At 68.8% G+C, this 18,366-nt stretch carries 9 protein-coding genes and 2 pseudogenes; 7 read left to right on the top strand and 4 right to left on the bottom strand.

What is annotated here, in order from left to right:
* Positions 1-8 precede the first annotated feature (8 nt).
* Positions 9-1,007 carry a TAXI family TRAP transporter solute-binding subunit gene (locus ACFWBQ_RS34505; RefSeq protein WP_385506488.1) on the bottom strand — a complete coding sequence of 333 codons (999 nt, stop codon included), beginning with the start codon at positions 1,005-1,007 and terminating at the stop codon, positions 9-11.
* 99 nt (positions 1,008-1,106) lie between these two features.
* Here ACFWBQ_RS34505 and miaB point away from each other — a divergent pair, with 99 nt between their 5' ends.
* Together miaB and ACFWBQ_RS34495 are read left to right on the top strand one after the other, a co-directional pair.
* Positions 1,107-2,627 carry a tRNA (N6-isopentenyl adenosine(37)-C2)-methylthiotransferase MiaB gene (gene miaB, locus ACFWBQ_RS34500; protein WP_385506485.1) on the top strand — a complete coding sequence of 507 codons (1,521 nt, stop codon included), beginning with the start codon at positions 1,107-1,109 and terminating at the stop codon, positions 2,625-2,627.
* Positions 2,628-2,730: 103 nt separating this feature from the next.
* On the top strand, positions 2,731-3,450 hold the full coding sequence (locus tag ACFWBQ_RS34495; RefSeq protein WP_385506483.1) for a class III extradiol dioxygenase subunit B-like domain-containing protein: 720 nt from the start codon (positions 2,731-2,733) through the stop codon (positions 3,448-3,450).
* 112 nt (positions 3,451-3,562) lie between these two features.
* Here the strand turns inward: ACFWBQ_RS34495 and ACFWBQ_RS34490 are convergent, their stop codons facing one another.
* The gene (locus ACFWBQ_RS34490) at positions 3,563-3,817 is read right to left on the bottom strand and encodes an antitoxin (RefSeq protein WP_385506481.1); all 255 of its coding nucleotides are present in this window, start codon (positions 3,815-3,817) and stop codon (positions 3,563-3,565) included.
* A gap of 163 nt (positions 3,818-3,980) precedes the next feature.
* On the opposite strand from ACFWBQ_RS34490, the gene miaA reads away from it, so the two are divergent.
* Together miaA and ACFWBQ_RS34480 are read left to right on the top strand one after the other, a co-directional pair.
* On the top strand, positions 3,981-4,919 hold the full coding sequence (gene miaA / locus ACFWBQ_RS34485) for a tRNA (adenosine(37)-N6)-dimethylallyltransferase MiaA (RefSeq protein WP_385506479.1): 939 nt from the start codon (positions 3,981-3,983) through the stop codon (positions 4,917-4,919).
* A 568-nt stretch (positions 4,920-5,487) separates the two neighbouring features.
* Complete coding sequence (locus ACFWBQ_RS34480; protein ID WP_385506598.1) at positions 5,488-6,477, top strand: transposase family protein; 990 nt, start codon at positions 5,488-5,490, stop codon at positions 6,475-6,477.
* Between the two features lie 64 nt (positions 6,478-6,541).
* Here ACFWBQ_RS34480 and ACFWBQ_RS34475 read toward each other — a convergent pair.
* Positions 6,542-7,722, bottom strand: a pseudogene (locus ACFWBQ_RS34475) (ISKra4 family transposase); the annotation flags it as partial.
* A gap of 136 nt (positions 7,723-7,858) precedes the next feature.
* On the opposite strand from ACFWBQ_RS34475, the gene ACFWBQ_RS34470 reads away from it, so the two are divergent.
* Positions 7,859-8,689, top strand: a complete 831-nt coding sequence (locus ACFWBQ_RS34470; protein WP_385506477.1) for a glycoside hydrolase domain-containing protein — start codon at positions 7,859-7,861, stop codon at positions 8,687-8,689.
* Between the two features lie 429 nt (positions 8,690-9,118).
* On the opposite strand, the pseudogene ACFWBQ_RS34465 reads toward ACFWBQ_RS34470, so the two are convergent.
* Positions 9,119-10,683: pseudogene (locus tag ACFWBQ_RS34465) on the bottom strand (N-acetylmuramoyl-L-alanine amidase).
* Positions 10,684-11,204: 521 nt separating this feature from the next.
* Here ACFWBQ_RS34465 and ACFWBQ_RS34460 point away from each other — a divergent pair.
* Positions 11,205-17,450: a DNRLRE domain-containing protein gene (locus ACFWBQ_RS34460; protein WP_385506475.1), complete on the top strand. Its 6,246-nt coding sequence runs from the start codon at positions 11,205-11,207 to the stop codon at positions 17,448-17,450.
* Between the two features lie 130 nt (positions 17,451-17,580).
* The gene (locus ACFWBQ_RS34455; RefSeq protein ID WP_385506473.1) at positions 17,581-17,844 is read left to right on the top strand and encodes a hypothetical protein; all 264 of its coding nucleotides are present in this window, start codon (positions 17,581-17,583) and stop codon (positions 17,842-17,844) included.
* Positions 17,845-18,366 lie beyond the last annotated feature (522 nt).

Raw genomic sequence — 18,366 nt, 5'->3', positions numbered from 1 at the left:
CGGAGGGTTCAGGGCTTGGCCGAGCGGTAGTAACGCTTGGCGCCTTCGTGCAGTGGCAGCGGATCGGTGTAGATCGCGGTCCGCAGGTCCACCAGTTGCGCCGCGTGCACCTCGCGGCCTATCCGGTCCCGGCTGTCGATCACGGTCCGGGTGAATGCCTGGGTCATCAGCGGGTCCGTGCGATCCGTTGTGATCAGCAGATTGGCGACCGCGACCGTCTGCACGGTCTGCCCCTGTTGCGCGTGAAGATAGGCGTCGGCGGGCATCACGGCCGAGCGGTAGTGGCGGGTGGACCCACCGGCTGACTGGAGCTCGGTGACCAGTGGGCCCTCCAGCGGTACCAGCCGGATGGCGAACTGCTCCGAGAGTTCCTGCACCGCGCCGGTCGGCAGGCCGCCCGACCAGAAGAAGGCGTCCAGCCGGCCGTCCATCAGCCTGGCGGGCATCGTGTCGATACCGGCGGGGACCGGAGTGATGTCCTCGGCCGGGTCGACGCCCGCCGCTGTCATCAGCCGGTCGGCGACCAGGCGCACCCCGGATCCCTTCTGGCCCACGCCCACCCGCTTGCCCCGCAGATCGGCGACCTTCTGGACCTTCGAGTCCCTGGGCACGATCAGCTGGACGTAGTCGTCGTACAGCCGGACGCAGCCGCGCAGCCGTGCGCCACCGGGTTTGCCGCTCTGCAGATAGGTGGTGACGGCATCGGCGGTGGCGATGGTGAAGTCCGCCTTCCCCGTTGCGACCCGTTCGATGTTCTGCTGCGACCCCTCGCTGTTCTGCAGCTGTATCGACACCTTGGGCATGTCCTTGGCCAGCGCGCCCTCGAGGCGCTGCCCGTAGCGCTGGTAGACCCCGCTGCGTACGCCGGTGGAGAAGGTCAGCGATCCGCTCGGCTCCGGCTCCCCGAGCGGAAGGACCCACCACAGCAGCAGCCCGAGAACGACAGCGGCGGCAGCGCCCCCCTGAAGGGTGCGGCGTCGGCCGAATCGGGACAGTGCATGCAGCATGGCGCGATCCTGCCAGGCCGCGCCTCGTCCTGGCCAGGCCGGACGGCGGGCAGAGGCTCCGGCGGCGGGAGGGGCGTCGTCACCGCCTACCCTTGTCCCATGAGCAGCGGCAACCGGAGCGAAGCAGTGGACGTCCAGAAGAGCTACGAGGTACGCACTTACGGGTGCCAGATGAACGTCCACGACTCCGAACGCTTGTCGGGGCTGCTCGAGGACGCCGGATATGTGCGTGCCCCGGAGGGCTCCGACGGTGACGCCGATGTCGTCGTATTCAACACCTGTGCGGTACGTGAGAACGCCGACAACAAGCTCTACGGCAACCTCGGCCGCCTCGCCCCGATGAAGACCAAGCGTCCCGGGATGCAGATCGCCGTCGGTGGCTGCCTCGCGCAGAAGGACCGCGACACCATCGTGCGGCGGGCTCCCTGGGTGGACGTCGTCTTCGGTACGCACAACATCGGCAAGCTGCCGGTGCTCCTGGAGCGTGCGCGCATCCAGGAGGAGGCGCAGATCGAGATCGCCGAGTCCCTGGAGGCGTTCCCCTCCACACTGCCCACCCGTCGCGAGTCCGCGTACGCCGCGTGGGTGTCGATCTCCGTGGGCTGCAACAACACCTGCACGTTCTGTATCGTCCCGGCGCTGCGGGGCAAGGAGAAGGACCGCCGTACCGGCGACATCCTGGCCGAGATCGAGGCCCTGGTGGCCGAGGGCGTCAGCGAGATCACACTGCTCGGCCAGAACGTGAACGCGTACGGCTCCGACATCGGTGACCGCGAGGCCTTCTCCAAGCTGCTGCGCGCCTGTGGCGGGATCGACGGTCTGGAGCGTGTGCGGTTCACCTCGCCCCACCCGCGCGACTTCACGGACGACGTGATCGCGGCGATGGCCGAGACGCCGAACGTGATGCCGCAGCTGCACATGCCGATGCAGTCGGGCTCGGACACGATCCTGAAGGCGATGCGGCGCTCGTACCGTCAGGACCGCTTCCTCGGGATCATCGAGAAGGTGCGTGCCGCGATGCCGGACGCTGCCATCTCCACCGACATCATCGTGGGCTTCCCGGGTGAGACCGAGGAGGACTTCGAGCAGACGATGCACGCGGTGCGCGAGGCGCGCTTCGCGAACGCCTTCACCTTCCAGTACTCCAAGCGTCCCGGGACCCCGGCCGCCGACATGGAGGGCCAGATCCCCAAGGAGGTCGTCCAGGAGCGCTACATGCGCCTGTCCGCCCTCCAGGAGGAGATCTCCTGGGAGGAGAACAAGACGCAGGTCGGCCGCACCCTGGAGGTCATGGTCGCCGAGGGCGAGGGGCGCAAGGACGGTGCCACGCACCGCCTCTCCGGCCGGGCACCGGACAATCGCCTGGTCCACTTCACCAAGCCGGACCAGGAGGTGCGCCCCGGGGATGTGGTGACCGTCGAGATCTCCTATGCGGCGCCGCACCACCTGCTCGCGGAGGGCGCGCCCCTGGGCGTACGGCGCACCCGGTCGGGTGATGCCTGGGACAAGCGCGCCGGGGCGGCTGCCGCCGAGCCGGCCGGAGTGATGCTGGGTCTGCCCGGCATCGGCGCCCCGGCTCCGCTGCCCGCCGCCGCGGCCCCGGGGTGCGGCATCGGCTGACGGCAGCCTGTCCGGGCGACGACCGCAGCGGATGCCCCGGGGTAACCGCTCGGGTTGGCTGCCCGGGGTAGCTGCCCGGGATGGCCGCAGTACGCTGACCGGCATGCTTGTCGCCGCCGCCGTCTGTCCGTGCCCGCCGCTCCTGGTCCCCGAGGTAGCCGCAGGAGCCGCGCCCGAGCTCGACGCCGCGAGGGACGCGTGCGTCGACGCACTGGGGGTGCTCGCCGCCGCGCGGCCCGATCTGCTGATCGTGGTCGGGCCCGCAGAGCCGGAGGCCCGCGGGCCGTATCCCGCAGGCTCACCCGGCTCCTTCGCGGGGTTCGGCGTCGACCTCGCTGTGCGGCTGGGGGAGGTGCCCGCGGGGGCCGCGGTTCCCGAACGCCCGCTCCCGGTGTCCCTTGCCGTCGGCGCCTGGCTGCTGGCCCGCGCCCGGTGGGCCGGCGCCCCCGTCGAAGCCGTCGGGGTGGGTGAATCGCTGGCTGCCGACCGCTGCGTGCAGGCCGGGCGGGATCTGGCTGCCAGGGCTGACCGGGTGGCCCTGCTGGTGATGGGTGACGGCAGCGCCTGCCGCACGGTCAAGGCGCCCGGTTACCTGGACGAGCGCGCGGTCGACTTCGATACGGCGGTGGCCCGTGCGCTGGGCGCCGCGGATCTTGCCTCACTGGGCTCACTGGACGAGTCGCTCGCGTACGAGCTGAAGGCGGCGGGCCGGGCGCCGTGGCAGGTGCTCGCGGGTGCGGCGCAGGGGGCCGGGCTCGGAGGGCACCTGCTGTACGAGGAGGCTCCGTACGGCGTGGGTTATGCCGTTGCCGCCTGGTCGTGATCCGCAGGAAGAAGTCGTGATCCGCAGGAGGGCCAGGAACGGCCGGCGACAGACCTGAGGGCCCGTGGAGCGCACGCGCTCCACGGGCCCTCAGGGGCGGTTCACTCCCGGGTCAGGAAGCGGGAGGTGCAGGCGGTGCAGGCGGCGTACCACCCTCGTTCTTGTGACCCAGGCGGTCGACCGCGTCCTTGGCCTTCTGCGTGCCGGACACGATCTTGTCGCTGTATTTGCCCTTGGTCTTTTGGTCGACTGTCCGAGCGGCCTTGTCGAGGCCCTGGTCGATCTTGCCCCCGTGCTGGTGCGCGAGGTCGCCGACCTTGTCCTTGGCCGGGGCCAGCTTGGCCTTCAGGTTGTCCAGGAAACCCATGGGTGACCTTCCGTGCTGGGGGACTGTCGTCACATTTTACTCGTGTGAGAGGGAAAGTGCGTGACGCGGAGTGTTCGGTTGAGCCGACCGGGCAACGGGTCCGGACCCGGAGTGTGAAACGCAGTCGTTCGGGAAGCCTCCCCGGGTTTGGGACACTGTCGCGGTGAGAAGATCAGCTCCCGCGCCCCGCGTCATCACCGTCGTCGGTCCCACCGCAGCCGGAAAGTCCGATCTGGGGGTGTTCCTTGCCCAGCAGCTCGGTGGTGAAGTGGTCAATGCCGACTCCATGCAGCTCTACCGGGGGATGGACATCGGCACAGCGAAGCTGACGGTCCCCGAGCGTGGTGACATTCCCCACCATCTGCTGGACATCTGGGATGTCACCGAGGCCGCCAGTGTCGCCGAGTACCAGCGCCTCGCCCGCGCGGAGATCGACCGGCTGCTGGCCGAGGGGCGTACGCCTGTTCTGGTGGGCGGCTCCGGTCTCTACGTGAAGGGCACGATCGACGCCCTGGAATTCCCCGGTACGGATCCCGAGGTGCGCGGCCGGCTCGAACAGGAGCTGACGGAACATGGCTCCGGCGCGCTGCACGCCCGCCTCGCCGCAGCGGATCCCGACGCCGCCCGAGCCATTCTGGCCAGTAACGGACGCCGCATCGTCCGCGCCCTGGAGGTCATCGAGATCACGGGCAAACCCTTCACTGCGAACCTCCCGGGGGACGAAGCGGTCTATGACGCCGTCCAGATCGGTGTGGACGTCGAGCGCCCGGAACTCGACGAGAGGATCAGCGTCAGGGTGGACCGGATGTGGGCGGCCGGACTCGTGGAGGAGGTGCGCGCCCTGGAGGCCCTGGGGCTGCGCGAGGGGCGCACCGCCTCCCGTGCGCTCGGCTATCAGCAGGTGCTCGCGGCGCTCGCAGGGGAGTGCACCGAGGACGAGGCGCGCGCCGAGACCGTACGCGCCACCAAACGCTTCGCGCGCCGCCAGGACTCGTGGTTCCGGCGTGACCCGCGCGTCCGATGGCTGAGTGGTGCCGAGGAACATCGCGGGGAACTCCCGCACCGGGCGCTGGCGTTGGTCGAACGAGCGGTTACAGCCTGATCGCATGACGGGAGAGCGACGTGTAGCAGGAACCCTCAGCGCTGCATCGACGCAGGTCAGAGAGAATCCTGGGTTGCGGGGCTTCATGAGACTCGACGATCTGGAACAGCCCTTGCGGATGGGTGCTGACCTCTTGCTGACTTTACTGATGGGCGGTCAGTTGCACGGGGTTGACTGCGGGTGGGGTACTGGAGTTTGCTGCGCGATCTGACTGTGATTCTCAGCCCAGGGTCGTGGCGGTGGATTAACGATGATGCGCGGGATCGCCGGTTTGGCCAACCGGGGATCCCGCGCTATGTTGCCCCGCTCTGACGTATTGGTGGTCAGCCTGTACGGATGGCGGCGAGGCCGGCCATGGCGGGTGGTGGAGTGCGCAGGCCCCGCGCGATGGAGGGCTGTTCTTCGCAGGGCCTGCGCCTACGGCACGAGCAATAGGAGCACCTTCTCCACACCCGCCTGCACGATCCGGAAGGCGGAGGGCTTGGAACCTTCCTGCCGCGCTAACGACCTCGTGCATGGTTAGCGGTGACGATGGCAGCGCTGGCTCGTTGGGCCGGTCGTGGTGGGGATGCAGGCGCGTGGGTTGATCATGTCGGAGCGTCGGGTCACGGGGCTTTCAGTGGCTGTGATCGCTGATCTGGTAGCGGAGTTGGGGCCGGTGTGGCAGGCCCGGAGAGATGCCGAGCTACTCGACCGACCGCGCCGGCGTGCGGTCGGAGCGGGCGCGAAGTACAAGCTGGTCTTCGTCGACCGACTCCTGGCTACTCTCGTTCATCTGAGGCACGGCGTTACCCACGACGTGCTGGCCTGCTGGTTTCAGGTGGACCGGTCGACCATCACCCGTGCGGTTGGCGAGATCCGGCCTCTGCTCGCCGACCGCGGATGTCGCATTGAGGGCGGCCTGCGACTTCGCACGCTTGCCGATGTGATCGCCCATCTCGGCGCCACCGGTCAGACCGCTCTGATGGATGCCACCGAGATCAGGGTCCGTCGCCCGGGCGCACACCGCGGCGGACGCAGCCGGTTTATCTCCGGCAAGAGCCGCATCAACGCCATGAAAGCCCTCGTCGTCACTGATGAGCGCGGACGACCACTGTTCTGCGGCGAGGTCCGGGCCGGATCCGTCGCCGACATCACCCAAGCACGTGACGCCGGCCTGGTCGACCTGCTCGCCGACACCATGGACCTGCAGATCCTTGCCGACGCCGGCTATCAGGGCCTCGCGGCGCAAACCTACGGTCAGGTCGTCACCCCACCACGCAAGCGCCGCGGCAAACACCTCGAACATCTGCAATGTCTGATGGCACACCACGAAGCCGCCCGCTTCGCCCACTCCTCAGCCAGAATCCCCGTCGAACACGGCATCGCCCACCTCAAGAACTGGAGGGCCCCGACGAGACAACCTGCCCGACACCATCCGAGCCGTCGCCGGACTCCTGACCGACCAACAAGCAACCCACCGCACGAAGGCACTCGCACTGCCCGTCACGCCCGCGTGATCAAAACGCCAGCTACAAGCTCAACACGCCCTCACCCCAACCATGCACGAGCTCGTTAGTCACCGAGGAAGGAACCCAAACAGTGGGGCAGGTCAACCTGTCACCCAACCCTGCATCAGACCCCTGGTGTTCGCGGGTGTGGTGGTAGGCGAGGTAGGGGTCGAGGTCGTTGTTGGCGTGGACGGCGCGGAGTTTGAGGACGGCTTCGGCACCGGCGAGGCCCCAGCGGGCGCCGGTGATGTCGAGGCGGTCACCGATGAGATGCCGGCAGGCACCCTCGACCGAGCCGGTGGCGATGGGCCAGCCCGCCTCGAGCGCGGTGTCGTAGTGCAGCTGGTCGAGGTGCCCGGTGAGGTAGTTGACGCTGGTGGTGACGGTGTCGCGTTCCGCGGAGGTGAGGTGTCCCTCTGCGGCCTGGGTGGTCATCTCGTCGGCGACGCGGGCGGCGTGTCCGTGCAGGATCGCGGTGAGTTTCTCGGCGGCGAAGGTCTCGGCGGCCTCGCTGCCGACGGGATGGAAGGCGTGAGCGGCGCTCCAGACATACTCTGCGACGTGGACGAAGTCGATCAGGATGTCGACCCTCACATGCCGGCGGGCGGCTTCGGCCTTGATCAGGTCGAGTTGGTGCCGGGCCCCTCGACCAGGACGAGCGAGGGCCGGTGCTGTCCAGGATCACGGTCGGCGGCCTGGGCGAAGGCTTCGGCGATCACGTCGTCGGGATCGTGGATCAGCGAGGCGGTGCACCACCGGTTCACAGCCTTGGGCCCCGGGTTCACCTCGCGCCGTCCGCTGCGGCCTTCGGGCGGGTGGACGATGTCGTGCGGACGACGCCTGGCGGTGGTGCTGTCGTGGACGGTGGCGATCGTCGCCATGCGTTTGCGGTTCGGCTTCTCGCCCGGCGCGAGCCGGGCCTGGCGGCCCTGCTGCTTCTTGCGGATCGCGGCCCTGCGGGTGGCCTCGCGCAGGGCTTCGGGCCGCATCACCACGCTCTTGCCGTCGACCTGGATGACCAGCGGCATGTCGGCCGTGCACGGCAGTGCGATCTTGTGGTGGTAGAAGGCGTCGATATCGGCGGCGGCCTCGACGACCAGGGACTGGGCCCGGCGTTTGCCCAGCACCCGCCCGCACCGGTCCCCGATCGCCTCCAGGGCCTGGCCGTAGGAGGAGCGGATCGCCTCGCGGACCGCGAGGCGTTTGATGCCCGCACTGCGCCGGCCGCGTGGCAGCGACAGGGCCGCATCCGCCGGGTGCACGTCGGGCCGGCCCCGGCTCCGCCAGGCCAGCCCGGCACAGTACTCAGGCCCCCTGCGCGACCCACCGCGGTGTCAGGAGCCCTTACAACTGTCGGCGACCCTGGCCGGGGCAGCGGGCAGTGCGTGGCCTACACATATGATGATCGGGCTCCGGGGGCCCGGGGCCTGAATGTTTGTGGGGCGGGGAATGTCGAAGCACCGGTTGTCCAGAAAAAGCCGCTACATCGCTCTCGCAACGACAGGTGTCGTCGTCGTGGCCGGTGCCGGGGTCGCGGCGCAGACCTCGATGGCGGCCACGACGTGGCCGGCCCAGAAGACATATACGGGCCGGGCGTTCGACGCCTGTACGGCTCCCTCCCTCGCGGCGATGAGCGCGTGGAAGAAGGACAAGTACTACAGCGGTGTCGCGGTCTACATCGGCGGGAAGAACCGCGGCTGCGCCCAGCCCAACCTGACCAGGTCCTGGGTGAAGTCGGTCGACACGGCCAGCTGGCGGGTCATCCCTCTTTACGTCGGCGCTCAGCCGCCCTGCCAGAAGAGCGGCAACAAGGAGCGGTTCACCGCGGCCACCGCCGCCTCGGTCGGGGTGAACAACGCCAACGACGCTGCCGCCAGGGCCGCGGCGCTCGGCATGAAGCCCGGCAGCCCCATCTACCTCAACATGGAGTCCTACGACACCGCGGACAAGACCTGCAACAACGCCACCCTGACCTACGTACGGGCCTTCACCAAGACCCTCCGCACCAAGACCTACCGCGGCGGCCTCTACGGCTTCAGTACTTCCAGCGCCAAGGCGATCGCCACCGCCAAGGACCGCACGGACCTGCCCGGTAACCTCTGGTACGCCCTGTGGAACGGCCAGGAGACCACCACCAAGGACTGGCCCTGGGACCCCAAGCTTTACACCGACCACAGCCGCGGCCACCAGTACAAGGCCAACAGCAAAGAGACCCGCGGCGGCCACACCATCACCGTCGACCGCAACGCCTGGGACGCCCCGGTCGCCATCATCGGCTGACCGAGGCGCCGACAAGACGCTCGAGTCCCGCGCGTCGGGCCCGTACCAGCTCGGTCAGCGGGGAATCGGGCCGTCCGGTACGGACTAGTATCCACCGTTGTTATCGTGCAGTAGCGAGCGATCGGACCTCGAAGTGCCCGACGTTCGCGGACGGATACCCGACAGTGGTGTGCGCAGCGATGAGGCGCTACGTGCTCAGGTGGCCGCTCTGCGACCGCCCGAGGCTTCTGGCTCTGCGACCGCTCTCGCCCGCACGCCCCGCATCTCTGCGCCCTGAGTCTGGATCCGGGTGACGGCACCTCGCCAGGGCCGTCGTACCGCGGGTGCCGTCACCCGGAAGAGCGGCGTGCTGAGTGCCGGCTTGCGGCACGACGGCCCGGAATGGAGTTCGGGGATGTTACTTGAAGGCTGATGACGGCCGCGTTGGGGTTATTTGAGGTACAGCAGGCCGTCCACCGTGACGGCGGGACGGCCCGAGGTGCCGGCCACGACCACCTTCACGGTGTGCTTGGCACTGCTGGACCACGTCTTGGTCCACAGCGCGTCGCGGTACTTGGTGGTCGCCGACCTGAGGTCGACGGTGGCCGTCTTCACCCCGTCGACGTAGACGTACGCCTGTCCCGACGTCGCCGCGCGCGACACCGTCCAGGCGACGGAGCGGCCGGTGAACGTCCAGGTGAGCGAGGAGTTCTTCGTCGAGCTGGAGTACGACTTGCCGCCCAGGTAGCTCGTCGACGACTTCGACGTCCAGGTACCCGTCCTGACGGCCGAGCTCTCCTGGAGGATCACCGGCGTCGCGGAGACCCCGGCGGACGCGGTGTTCTCCGCCAGGTTGTGGGCCGCGAGGGACCAGGCGGTCGCGGCGCCGGACCTGACCGTGTGCGCGGCGCTCGTCGTGGTCGGGCCGTACGTCCTGGCGGCCGGAACGGACAGGCGCACCTCCTTCAGGGCCGCGTTGTCGGCGGCCTTCCAGCTCAGGGTCACCGGCACCGCGGTGGTGTTCACCGTGCCCGTGCGCAGGGACAGGGCGGGCTTGGCGGAGAAGGGCGGGGCGGTCGTCTCGGCGACGACCGTCGCGGCGGCGCTGGTGGAGGTCCTGCCCGAGATGTGCGTGGCGCGGACGGCGACCTTGTGGGTGCCCGCGGCGAGAGTGGCCTTGGCGGAGGCGGCCGTGCCGGCGACGGCGGCGACCGGCTTCCCGTCGACCAGGAGCTCGTACTGCTTCACCAGCGCGGCGGGGGTGGTCGACGCCCAGGACACGGTGACGCCGGCCCTGGTGTAGTACGCGCTCCCGGCCAGTCCGGCACCGGTGACGGACTTGACGGTCAGGCTGCTCACCGATCCTGCGGCCCAGGTGCGGACAGTGCCCAGTTGACCGTAGAACGCGTCGCCGGGGCACTGGGTGTTGTACCCCGTCGCGGTGGCCGTGAACGGCCGGAAGGGTGAGCTGCGCGCCCTTGGTCCAGCTCTTGCGGAAGTAGTTGGTGCCCGCATCCCCGGCGGTCAGGGTCGCGGTGCCGGCCGGACTGACCCCGTACTGGCCCGGCTTCCAGGCCGCCAGACGTGCCACGGAGACCAGGGCGGCCTGCGGGGGCGCGGTGTCGGTGTAGGTGCCCAGGACGGAGATGCCGGGCTGCGGCGCCTCTGGCTCGCCGCTCGACGGGAGCGGCTCGCCGGTCTCCTCCACGGAGAAGGCGGCGGGCTCCATGGCGGAGCCGACTTCGCCGGTGCCGGGCTCCACCATGTCGAGGCGCAGGCCGCGCGGCAGTCCGGCCGACGTCCTGCCGCCGCCGGAGTTCACCCGGGCCTCGACGCCGTCGGACGGGCCGAACCACGCCGGCTCCGTACCCGCGCGCGGCGCCGTCCTCCCCCTGCCCGCTGTCGCCGTCCAGCCGCACCCACGTCGACCACCGGCCGCTCCCCATGGCGCGGGTACGGACCTCGACACGACCAGTGATCCGTGCGCCGGGGTCGGTCCACGTCACGCTCAGCATGCTGAACGGCTCGGTGTCACGACGGCCCAGGGTCGCGTCCGATCCGTCCGCGCCCGCCGCCAGTCGCACTGAGCGTGTCCCGGTCTCGACCGGACCCGCCTTGGAAGTCGTTCGGGGGGCGTTGTCAGCCGGACCGGCCTCACCCTGATAGACGAGAGTTCCGGTGATCCCGGCCGCCCCAACTGCTGCCGTGACCCATATGCGCTGCCGCTTCACGCAGCCCACCCCTCGGTTCATCGCCACGGCGGTCATTACCACCAGCAGCACCTCGGCCTCACAGATTCGCCAGAACCTATACCTGGCAGCAAACCCGACTTCACGCCGAACAGGAGGTGTACTGCGCGAGAACAAGGGAACACGTACTTTTCTGACGTTCCGTCAGTGAGATACCTCACGCGAGGTTTGCACTTGGCATTCCCTCGGTCTGGATGTGATTGCCACGGTTTTCGACCTTCTTCTCCTCGCTATCTTCATATCTGCACCACATAAGTGGCATGCGCACAGCAAGAGACCGAGGAATGATGACGCTTCACATACCCGCGCCAAAAGAGCGCGGCCGCTCATGGTCGGGGGCGAGCCTGCGCCACATCGCGGGCAGTATCGCTCTCGCCTTAGCGGTGACCCTCGTCGACGGGACGAGTACCGCGTTCGCCGACGCCCCCCGGATGGACACCGCCCCGAAGAACCCGGCGGCGACTCAGGCTGCGGACATCCCTTCCGCCAGGGTGGCTGCGAGGCTCTCCGGCAAGCGCGTCGAGGCCCTCTCCGAGCGCACGGAGACTTCGACGACCTGGGCCAACAAGAACGGTTCACTCACCACCGAGCTCACCGCCGGACCCATCCGGTTCGAGGACAAGGCAACAGGCAAGTGGAAAGGGGTCGACCTCGACCTCGTCCGTGACTCCGACGGTTCGATCTCGCCCAAGGCTCACCCTCAAGGGCTGCAGCTCGCCGGCAAGACCGGCACCCGCGCCACATCGCTGAAGACGGCCCAAGCCGCTCAGGCCACGGATCTGGTGACTCTCGGCGAGGGCGACGAGCAGATCACATTGCAGTGGAAGGGGGGCCTGCCCGCCCCGAAGCTCGACGGCACCCGAGCTACCTACGCCGAGGCTGTTCCCGGCGCGGACGTGATCGTCGAGGCGACGCGGACCGGCTACGAGCAGTTCGTCGAAATCCAGAAGCGCCCGACAGTCGACGGCTACACGTACACGCTGCCGCTGAAGGCCAAGGGCCTGAAGGTCAAGCAGCAGGCGGACGGAAGCCTGCTGTTCACCGACAGGAAGAACAAGAAGCGGGCGGTCATGCCCGCCCCGGTCATGTGGGACGCGAAGGTCGACAAGGTCTCCGGCGAGCACGTCAACCGGGCCGCGGTCGGCATGGAGGTCGTCCAGCGCAAGGGCTCGGTCGATCTGGTCCTCACGCCGGACGCGAAGTTCCTCACCGACCCCGACACGCTGTACCCGGTGACGGTGGATCCCTCCACCTCCGCCCTGGGCAACGTCTTCGACACCTACGTCCAGCAGGGCGAGAGCGTCGACTGGTCCGCCGACACCGAACTGGACCTCGGCCACCCCGGCACGACCAACAGCGACGGCACCCCGCGCACCGCGCGTTCCTTCATCACCTGGAACACCGCCCCGATCTCCGACGCCCTGGTCTCCAGCGCGAAGCTGAGCCTGTTCAACTTCCACTCCGGCAACACCACCTGCACGGCCCAGCCCTGGGAGGTGTGGTCCGCCGGCAAGGCGTCGACCGCCTCGCGCTGGACCTCGCAGCCTGCCTGGACGGCGAAGAAGGCCACCTCCACGGAGACCAAGGGCAACCCGTCCTGCACCGCCGCCCCTGACGGCTGGATCAACGCCGACGTCACCACCCTGGTCCAGGAATGGGCCTCGGCGAAGAACGCCACCTCGGGCATGGGTCTGCGCGCCACCAGCGAGACGAACACCGCACAGTGGAAGCGGATCAACTCCGCCAACAACGCCGCCAACCCGCCCACGCTGGTCGTCACCTACAACTACCGGCCCCGCACCGGAACCAGGCAGGAGGCCGGGCCGCCGTACTTCTCCTACACCGGCGCGTACACCGTCAACACCGTGACCCCGACGCTGCGCGACACCTTCGTCGATCCCAACGGCGACAAGGTGAACGGCACGTTCCAGATCTTCGACGGCACCAGCGACACCCAGGTCGGCGAGGTCCTGGTGTCGCCTTACGTCCCTTCGGGGCAGACCGCCTCAGTGAAGGTCCCGGCCGGTGTGCTGGCCAACGGCAAGACGTACACCTTCCGGACCTCACCGTACGACGGTGTCCACTACAACCTCGGCTGGTCGGCGCGGAAGACCTTCACCGTCGACACCTCGGCCCCGTCCGCTCCGACGCGGGTCGTCTCGACGGACTATCCGTCGGGCTCGTGGGTCAAGGGAGCGGGCCAGGCCGGTGTCTTCACGGTCACCCCGCCCGCCGCCGACCACCAGTGGCTGGAGTGGTCACTGGACGATGTGACCTGGACCAAGGTCTCCACCAGCGGCTCGACGGCGGCCAAGGCCATCTCCGTCACCCCGCCGCGTGACGGCGCTCATACCCTGTACGTCCGCAGCGTGGACAAGGCGGACAATAAGTCCGAGGCCATCGAGTACACCTTCAACGCCGGTCCCGGCGGGTTCCTCCAGCCCTCTGACAGCGAGCGCACCGCACGGCGCCTGCCGCTCGTCGCCGAGGCGGACGCGGCCAAGTACAACGCCGTGTCGTTCTCGTGGCGACGCTCCGAGGCGGATGCCTGGATCGCGATCCCGGTGGCGCACGTCACCGCCGGCGGTGTGCCACTGACGGCCTGGCCCGTCCCGTTGACGAACGGCAGGAACGCTCCGCTGGTCTGGACTGCCGCCACCACGGTCGACCCTGACGGCACGGTGCAGATCAAGGCCGATTTCACCGGCGCGACCGCCGTGTCCGGCAGCAGCAACCCGCTCACCGTTGTCGTCGACCGCGACGCCGACGAGGCCGCGGCCGAGGAGATCGGGCCCGGCTCGGTGAATCTCCTCACCGGTGACTACACGCTGTCCGCCTCCGACGTCTCGTACTACGGGCTTTCGGTGACCCGGACCGCGTCCTCCCGTACCCCGCAGGCCGGGGCGGAGCAGCAGGGCCAGGCCGCGATTTTCGGCCCCCAGTGGGTCTCCGGCACGACTGCCGAGCTGACCGAATCCGACTACGCACACATCCGCAGGATCTCCGACACCGCCGTCGCCGTGGTCAAGGCCGACGACACCGAGGTCCATTTCACCGCGAATTCCGGCAGAACCGGGTGGATTCCGGAACCGGGCTCACAGGACCTGATCCTGAAAGGCAGCATCAGCGGCTCCTTCACGCTGTCGGACTCCGAAGCCGTGGTGACCGAGTTCGCCAAGCCTGATCCGGCTGTCGTCACCTGGCAGGTGGTCTCTACACGCCTCGAAGGGCTAGACGTCTCCACGACGACCATGTCGACCGAGACCGTACTGACAGGCGGCAAGACCCTTGCCCGCCCCAAGCGGATCGTGGCCCCGACCTCGGCGAACACCAACGCCGTCTGCCTCGCCACGCCCACTGCCAAGGGCTGCCGAGTGCTGGAGTTCGTCTACGCCACCGCCACCACGGCAACCGCCACCGCCTTCGGCGACTACCAGGGCCAGGTCAAGGAGGTTCAGCTGTACGCCTCCGCGAAGTCCGACACCTCGGCGACCGCCCGCGCGGTGGCCACCTACCAGTACGACGACGCCGGACGCCTGCGCCAGGAGTGGAACCCGCTCCTGGCCCAGTCCACGCAGACGCAGTACGCCTACGACAGCGCGGGCCGCGTCATCACCTACCAGTCCACGACGGACCAGCCGTGGACCTTCACGTACGGCAAGGTGGGCACCGGATCGACCGCGGGGGAGGGCATGCTGCTCAGGTCGTCGCGCCCGGCGCTGAAGCAGGGCACAACCAGCACCCTTGAGGGCACCGCGGCCACGACCCTCGTCTATGACGTCCCGCTGACCGGGACAAGCGCTCCGTACAAGATGGGCGCGGCGGATGTGAAGGGCTGGGGTCAGACCGACGCCCCGACCGATGCCACCGCCGTCTTCCCGGCGGATGCCGTGCCGTCGTCCAACACCGGCGCCGGTCTCACCGCCACCTCCTACGCCCGCGCGAACATCAGCTACCTCGGTGTCTCGGGGCGCACGGTGAACTCTGCGGCACCCGGCGGCCATATCTCGGCCTCGGAGTCCGACAGGTTCGGCAACACCGTCCGGGATCTCACTCCGGTCAACCGCGCCGTCGCCCTGGGAATCACACCCGCGGACAGAGCCGCCCAGGCCGACCTCGGCATCGCTCAGCTCACCTCTGCCGAGCGCGCCAGGCTCCTGTCGACCAGCTCCGTGTACGACGCCGCCGGCACCCGGGAACTGGAGGAACTGTCCCCGCTGCGCAGGGTCGACCTCACCGCGGACCTGAAGTCCGGCACCACCACACTGGTTCCCTCGGGCACGTCCGTGACCGCTCGCGGCTGGACGGTGAACGAGTACGACGCGGGCCGTCCCACAGACGGCACCGCCGGCGTCAAGGACCAGATCACCAAGATGACCGTCGGAGCCCAGGTCCGTGAGCACCCCGGGGTCCAGGGCGAGACCAGGGCCACCCAGACCGTCTACGACTGGACCCGGGGCCTGCCGGTCAAGAAGATCCAGGACCCGGGTGGCCTGGCCATTACCACCACCTACGAGTACGACGCGAAGGGCCAGGTGATCAAGGAACTATCACCCGGAGCCACCGGGACCGACGCGGCCACCCGTGTGACGAAGTACTGGTCCGCCACGGGCACCGCCGCCTGCGAGGGACGTCCCGAGTGGGCCGACCTGTTGTGCTCCATCGGTCCCGGCGGGGCCATCACCGGCGGAGGCAGTAACCCCAGCCAGCTCGCCACCAGCACCTATGAGTACGACGCCTGGGGTAACACCACATCGATCAGCAACAACGCCAACGGCGTCACCCGCACCACCACCACGACGTACGACGGCGCGGGCCGCGCCACCACGGTCGTGGTGACCGGCGGAGTGGGTGAGACCGTCCCCACCACCACCACCGGCTACGACAGCGTGACGGGCCGGGTTCTCACCGTCGGTTCCCCGACGGCCGGGACGATCACCAAGGCGTACGACACCCTCGGCCGCCTGATCTCCTACACCGACGCGGACGGCGGCAGGACCACGACGGAGTACGAACTCCTCGACCGCCCCGCCAAGGTCAGCGATACCGTCCCCTCCGTTCTCACCTTCACCTACGACCACACCGTGGAACCCCGCGGCCTCGCGACCAAGCTCACCGACTCCGTCGCCGGAGTGTTCAGCGCCACGTACGACCCCGAAGGCAGCCTCCTCACGGAGAAGCTGCCGGGCGGCTACACCATGACCGTCCGCAACGACTCGATCGGAACGGCGATCGACCGCACGTACACCCGGGACAGCGACTCGGCGGTCGTCTACTCCGACAGCACGACCGCGTCCGTCCACAACCAGACCACCAGCCACGCGGGCTGGTCCGACCAGACCTACCGGTATGACGCCGCCGGGCGTCTGGTGACCGTCCAGGACACGTCCGACACGGTCTGCACCCGTCGCGCCTACGGCTTCGACGCCCGCACCAACCGCACCACGGTCACGAAGGCCACGGCGGTTGCAGGCGTGGACTGCCCGACCAGCGGCGGGACCGCGACGACCACGACCTACGACTCGGCCGACCGGCTCAACGCCACCGGCTACACGTACGACGCCTTCGGCCGCACCACAGCGTTGCCGGGCAGTGTGACCGTCGGCTACTACGCCAACGACATGGCCCGTCAGGAGACGACCAGCACCCGGCGCCAGACGTGGGCCATGGACGCGGCCCTGCGGTTGCGCTCGTGGACCGTCGAGGCCAACACCTCGGGCACCTGGGCGAACGTCGCTACGAAGACCAACCACTACGACTGCGACTCCGACAACCCGCGTTGGGTTGTCGAAGACGCCTCGACCGGCGCGGTGACCCGCAATCTGACCTCGCTCGCGGGAGGTCTTGCCGCGACGACCAGTGCCACCGGCTCCACGGTTCTCCAACTGTCCACGATCCACGGGGATATCGCCCTGCAGCTTCCCCTGGACGCGGCCCAGGCCCCCGTGGCGCTGGACACGGACGAGTACGGCACGCCCAGGGCAGGGCAGGCCGCCACCCGATACGGCTGGCTGGGCACCAAGCAGCGCTCCGCCGAAACCGTCACCGGGCACACCCTCATGGGTGTACGGCTCTACAACTCCACCACCGGCCGGTTCCTGTCTGTCGACCCGGTCCACGGCGGTGGAGCCAACCGTTACGGCTATCCTGGTGACCCGGTCAACCAGAACGACCTCGACGGTCGCAAATGGAAGTGCAAGGCCAAGTGCAACATCGAGGGCAAGGGTTCGCACTGCACCGGCCACCTCTGGGGCGCTGGCTCCGGAAAGACGAAGGACGGCGCGGTGAAGGACGCGAAGCGGGACGCCACCCAGCAGGCGCCCCGTGGCTGCTATGCCCGTCATTGCCGGGCGTATGACTGCACCAAGAACCGGGTCAGGCAGTGGTGGGACGGCAACTACGACCCACGCACCATGCACCGGCACAATGCGCCGAACTGGATGAGGCGCGCCAACCACAACTCCTGGGGAATCCTGTTCCGCGGCGAGGTGTGGAGGGGTACTTACGGCAGCTTCTGCGGCTGCAGCCCCTGATCCCTGCCTATGGTGCGCGGCCTGTGTTCTGACCTCCGCCCGGGGTACCGCCCCGGGCGGGTCCAGGTCCGCGGCGCGCGGCACACTGGACCCCTGCTCGCTAGCCCAGTTCGGAACGAGGACCCACATCATGAGCGACGCCGACGCAGAAGTCGCTGATACGACAACGGAGCCCAGGCTGTGGCAGGTGAATATCGCCTTGCTTGCGACAGCCGCCCAGCATGAAGAACTGATGGACCGGCTGGTGGAAGCGCTGTGCCCGGACTGCTCGCACGAAGGGCCATGCCCCATTCCCTGGGGCATGCACAGCGTGAACGGAGACTCTCTTTCCAAGAAGAGGCAGAAGGCTCTCCGGGAGGAAATCGCCGAGACCAACGGCCCGGATCCGGTCTGACCGACGCTGCGAGCCCGGTTCCGCATGCCATGCGGAACCGGGCTCGTTCGCGTGGACATCCGCCTCACTGAAGGCCGGGTAGTTAGCGTTTTCGCAGGCATCGGCCAGTGCATGTCCAGCCAGCCGGCGTCCGGGTGGTGACGATCGGAGCGCGGCCCGGCATCGGCTCCCGCCCGGCGTCGGGCGAAGTCCTCGTACCCGGTGGGTGGTGCCGGGGCAGTTCTTCAGGAATTTGTCCAGTGCGGGTTCGGTCACGACGCAGAAAGTCATCAGACGCTGTTCGAGGCCAACCTGGGGGATCGTCACCGGCCCCGCCCAATCCATCCCGAGCTTTGCGAGGGCCCCGGCCCGCTCGTGCCTAAACGGCTCCCTGCCCGCGCAGGTGCGCCGCCAGATCACACCATCGAGCTCGCGCGGGGGCGCTGTAAGGGCGTGCAGATCATTAACTCGTGGCTTTCCGCTCGGCGAGTCGTTGGTTTGGTATGAGCAGGTTGGAAGGACAACGGGCCGGGTTGGCAGCCA

It is taken from the genome of Streptomyces sp. NPDC060035 (genome assembly GCF_042736635.1).
Lineage (GTDB): Bacteria > Actinomycetota > Actinomycetes > Streptomycetales > Streptomycetaceae > Streptomyces.
This window is presented reverse-complemented; position numbering and strand designations above follow the sequence as displayed.

What these genes read in the sequence shown, in the direction of transcription:
- ACFWBQ_RS34470 (WP_385506477.1), top strand. Translation starts at nt 7,859, where the DNA reads ATGTCGAAGCACCGGTTGTCCAGAAAAAGCCGCTACATCGCTCTCGCA.
- ACFWBQ_RS34455 (WP_385506473.1), top strand. Translation starts at nt 17,581, where the DNA reads ATGAGCGACGCCGACGCAGAAGTCGCTGATACGACAACGGAGCCCAGG.
- ACFWBQ_RS34460 (WP_385506475.1), top strand. Translation starts at nt 11,205, where the DNA reads ATGACGCTTCACATACCCGCGCCAAAAGAGCGCGGCCGCTCATGGTCG.
- ACFWBQ_RS34490 (WP_385506481.1), bottom strand. Translation starts at nt 3,817, where the DNA reads ATGGGTTTCCTGGACAACCTGAAGGCCAAGCTGGCCCCGGCCAAGGAC.
- ACFWBQ_RS34480 (WP_385506598.1), top strand. Translation starts at nt 5,488, where the DNA reads ATGCAGGCGCGTGGGTTGATCATGTCGGAGCGTCGGGTCACGGGGCTT.
- miaB (WP_385506485.1), top strand. Translation starts at nt 1,107, where the DNA reads ATGAGCAGCGGCAACCGGAGCGAAGCAGTGGACGTCCAGAAGAGCTAC.
- ACFWBQ_RS34495 (WP_385506483.1), top strand. Translation starts at nt 2,731, where the DNA reads ATGCTTGTCGCCGCCGCCGTCTGTCCGTGCCCGCCGCTCCTGGTCCCC.
- ACFWBQ_RS34505 (WP_385506488.1), bottom strand. Translation starts at nt 1,007, where the DNA reads ATGCTGCATGCACTGTCCCGATTCGGCCGACGCCGCACCCTTCAGGGG.